The organism is Pseudomonas sp. CM25, assembly GCF_013179705.1.
GTDB lineage: Bacteria > Pseudomonadota > Gammaproteobacteria > Pseudomonadales > Pseudomonadaceae > Aquipseudomonas.
In genome coordinates, this window is sequence record NZ_JABMCW010000506.1 from 1 (window position 1) to 2888 (window position 2888).

The following is a 2888-nucleotide window of genomic DNA, read 5'->3' on the forward strand; positions in this document are numbered from 1 at the left end:
CGCCGGCGACCGTGAAGAAGTCGGTCGAGAGAATTTTCTACAAACTGGGCATCAGTAGCCGGTCTGCAGTTCCGACCGAACTGTTCTGTCGCGGAATCGCCAGGAGACTTGCCATGATCATGTGCGCCGTCCTAGTAACGAACGCCGTAATGGATGACCAGGAATTTACGCGTGTACGTCGAGGCGGAGGACAAGGGCGCAAAGTCGAGTTACGAGTAGCAGCACGACGCGCTGAAAGCTCTCTCGCAGCTGCATAGAGCTATCCGCCTGACCTGACCCAACCCTGACTTTTGCGAAAGCCAACAAACGCGGCAGGCCACCGGCTTGCCTGAAGAAAGCTCCACCAACCCAAGAGGAAAGACCCATGTTCGGTATTGGAAAGAAACTGTTCGGCGCCAAGCGCGCAGTCAAGAAGCTGGAAAACCGTGACCTGATGCAAGCCATCGTCGGTGGCTGCCTGCTGGTGGCGGCGGCTGACGGCGAGATCAGCAAGAACGAGGCGGCTCAGATCGACATTCAGATCCGGGCAAACAAGAACCTGGAGCACTTCGGCCAAGAGATCACTGCCACCGTGAACCTCTTCACCGAGCAACTGCAGGCCGGCTTCCGCTTGGGACGCATGAACATCATGCGCGAGATCGCGGACATCAAGAACAACCCTCTCGATGCCGAGGAGGTGTTCGTGAACATGATCACCGTTGCCGAGGGCGACGGAAACATCAGCCCCGAAGAACTCAAGGTCCTGGCAGAGGTTGGTGTGCAGCTGGGCTTGCGCCCCAAAGACTTCGGTATCGAGGCTTGAAGCGCAAGCACATAGGCCTTGGCGCGGTTGTAGGGCTTGCCCTGTGCGCGCTCGTAATCGCCGCTGCTGTGAATTGGGGGTCGTGCCAATGGTACGGCTACCAGACCGAGCGGCAGACCAAGTTCGCCCCCTATGTCGGCTGCATGGTGAAGACCCACGCCGGCTGGGTGCCCCGTAACGAGCTGCGCACTGCGCAGTGATATGGAGGGGCGGCGGTGCCGCCCTCACCCTCACAGGAGTTAATCATGCTCATCCTAACTCGCCGCGTAGGCGAAACCATCCGCATCAACGACGACATCAGCGTCACCGTCCTTGGCGTCAACGGCATGCAGGTTCGCCTGGGTATTGAAGCGCCGTCGGACGTTGAAGTGCACCGCCAGGAAATCTACGAGCGCATTCAGGCGCAAAAGGGAGAGGAGGTGAGCCATGAGCTTTGAATACGGCTCCCGCGAAGCGGACAAATTCGTAGTGCGCTTGCCTGACGGTATGCGTGACCAGGTTGCAGCGGCAGCCAACGCAGATGACCGCAGCATGAACAGCTTGATCGTCACCGCGATCCGCAACGAGCTGGATGGGCGTGCGCGCGTCAACGCCCTCCTCGATGCGCTCGCCAAGGCAGCAGATGCTAAGGGGACTCCACATGCAGTCGCCTGACCGTATCACCCTGGTGGTGCGCCCTGCCGACGGTCACACGCTGGAGGAGATCAAATCCTACGTGCGGCTTGAGGCATACGTGCAATTGGGCAATGGCCTGGCCGTGATCGCTGGCGCCAGCGAGGGCGACTTGCAATGGGAGCTTGAGAAAGCCCTTGCCCGTGCCGGCGGTGCTCCGCAGATGGTGGCTGTATACACGCCTTGGACCGATGCGCAGGTGCTGGACTTCTTGTCGGTCGCACTGCGCCACGTTGTGGTTGAAGGCGACCTGCAGTTCAGCGACATCAACGACGCCATGCGCTACATGGCCGAGAAGGGTCAGCCAGCGTTCTGCAAGGCGTTCGGTATCGACGAGCACGTCAAGTTGGTGGCCGACGCGCGCCGGTACCGCTGGCTGCGCGACGAAGCTCTGTCCACCGGTTCCGGATTCACACCAGCCGTATACGACAGGGCGGGTGGTATCGGCACGGTACGTGTTGGTGAGGATCTGGACCAGCGTATTGACTCAGCGATCCGTCACCTCACCAAACAGCAGGTGACGCAGGACACGCAGGAGCAGCTGCCATGACTCAGGCCTGCATGCTCCTGTTGCTGTGGGATGCCCTGCAGCAGCGCGAAACAACCTTTGGGCAGGTCCTTGACCTGTCCGCCGCCTGCGGCCTGGACGGGCGACAAGTTCTGGCCGACCACTTTCGGATCAGAGCGTGACTAAGCGCGGGCCGGTCAAGCGCTGGACCGAGGCGGAGGATGCACTCCTTCGCCAGCTCTACCCCAACAAAACCAACAAGGAGCTTTGCCTGCTTTTGCCAGGGCGGACGAAAACAGCCATCACGTTGAGGGCAGCCCAATTTGGACTGGTTAAGACCGATGCCCACAGGTCGGAAACGCATCGCCGAATCCTGCTTGCCAGGCTGGGGGCCAAAGGGGGTCAGATTGGCCAAGATCCAAGGCCAGTAGGAGCCACCCACCGCAAGGGCCGGTACACGCTGATCAAGGTAGCTCAGCCCGACGTATGGAAGCCGCTTCACACCTACACCTGGGAGCAAGCCAACGGACCAGTTCCAGAGGGGATGGTTGTAGCAGCCAAAGACGGCGACGTGCAGAACACGGACTTGGCCAACTTATGCCTGCGCACACGTGCCGAGCACCAGCTGCGCAACAACCATCACTACAAAGGTTTGCCGGAAGAGATCGTAGACATCCTCCACCTGCAGAACGAACTGAAAAAAGAGATCAAGAGGAAGACCAGAAATGAAAAACAAGCTCAGTGACCTTCGCGACCACCTCTTCGCTCAGCTTGAAGCGGTACGTGAAGCCGACGACGACAGTCTGGCCAAAGAGGTTCAGCGTGCCCAGTCAGTATCGGATATCAGCCGGGTTCTGATTGAAAGCGCAAAGGTTGAGATCGACTACTTCCGCCACATTGGCGGCG

At 59.7% G+C, this 2888-nt stretch carries 8 protein-coding genes; all 8 read left to right on the top strand.

Features of this window, described 5'->3' with window-relative positions; genetic code table 11:
- Positions 1–364: 364 nt before the first annotated feature.
- Positions 365–802 (top strand): tellurite resistance TerB family protein, encoded by a 438-nt coding sequence (locus tag HP546_RS28595; RefSeq protein WP_016489238.1) that lies wholly within the window; start codon positions 365–367, stop codon positions 800–802.
- Positions 799–1002 carry a hypothetical protein gene (locus HP546_RS28600; RefSeq protein ID WP_172232700.1) on the top strand — a complete coding sequence of 68 codons (204 nt, stop codon included), beginning with the start codon at positions 799–801 and terminating at the stop codon, positions 1000–1002. Before HP546_RS28595 ends, HP546_RS28600 begins: the two co-directional genes overlap by 4 nt.
- A 45-nt stretch (positions 1003–1047) precedes the next feature.
- Positions 1048–1239 (top strand): carbon storage regulator CsrA, encoded by a 192-nt coding sequence (csrA, locus tag HP546_RS28605; protein WP_016489240.1) that lies wholly within the window; start codon positions 1048–1050, stop codon positions 1237–1239.
- Positions 1229–1456 carry a YlcI/YnfO family protein gene (locus tag HP546_RS28610; protein ID WP_172232703.1) on the top strand — a complete coding sequence of 76 codons (228 nt, stop codon included), beginning with the start codon at positions 1229–1231 and terminating at the stop codon, positions 1454–1456. Before csrA ends, HP546_RS28610 begins: the two co-directional genes overlap by 11 nt.
- Positions 1443–2024: a hypothetical protein gene (locus HP546_RS31575; RefSeq protein WP_256678560.1), complete on the top strand. Its 582-nt coding sequence runs from the start codon at positions 1443–1445 to the stop codon at positions 2022–2024. The genes HP546_RS28610 and HP546_RS31575 overlap by 14 nt, the downstream gene beginning before the upstream one ends.
- Positions 2021–2164, top strand: a complete 144-nt coding sequence (locus HP546_RS28620) for a hypothetical protein (RefSeq protein ID WP_172232706.1) — start codon at positions 2021–2023, stop codon at positions 2162–2164. The genes HP546_RS31575 and HP546_RS28620 overlap by 4 nt, the downstream gene beginning before the upstream one ends.
- On the top strand, positions 2161–2727 hold the full coding sequence (locus tag HP546_RS28625) for an HNH endonuclease signature motif containing protein (RefSeq protein ID WP_144000429.1): 567 nt from the start codon (positions 2161–2163) through the stop codon (positions 2725–2727). The genes HP546_RS28620 and HP546_RS28625 overlap by 4 nt, the downstream gene beginning before the upstream one ends.
- Positions 2708–2888 (top strand): hypothetical protein (locus HP546_RS28630; protein ID WP_172232709.1); only part of this gene is annotated, 181 nt, incomplete at its 3' end. The genes HP546_RS28625 and HP546_RS28630, both read left to right, overlap by 20 nt.

Bases quoted from the DNA above. Each gene is read 5' to 3' on its own strand.
- HP546_RS28595 (WP_016489238.1), top strand. From the start codon at position 365: ATGTTCGGTATTGGAAAGAAACTGTTCGGCGCCAAGCGCGCAGTCAAG.
- csrA (WP_016489240.1), top strand. From the start codon at position 1,048: ATGCTCATCCTAACTCGCCGCGTAGGCGAAACCATCCGCATCAACGAC.
- HP546_RS28610 (WP_172232703.1), top strand. From the start codon at position 1,229: ATGAGCTTTGAATACGGCTCCCGCGAAGCGGACAAATTCGTAGTGCGC.
- HP546_RS31575 (WP_256678560.1), top strand. From the start codon at position 1,443: ATGCAGTCGCCTGACCGTATCACCCTGGTGGTGCGCCCTGCCGACGGT.
- HP546_RS28620 (WP_172232706.1), top strand. From the start codon at position 2,021: ATGACTCAGGCCTGCATGCTCCTGTTGCTGTGGGATGCCCTGCAGCAG.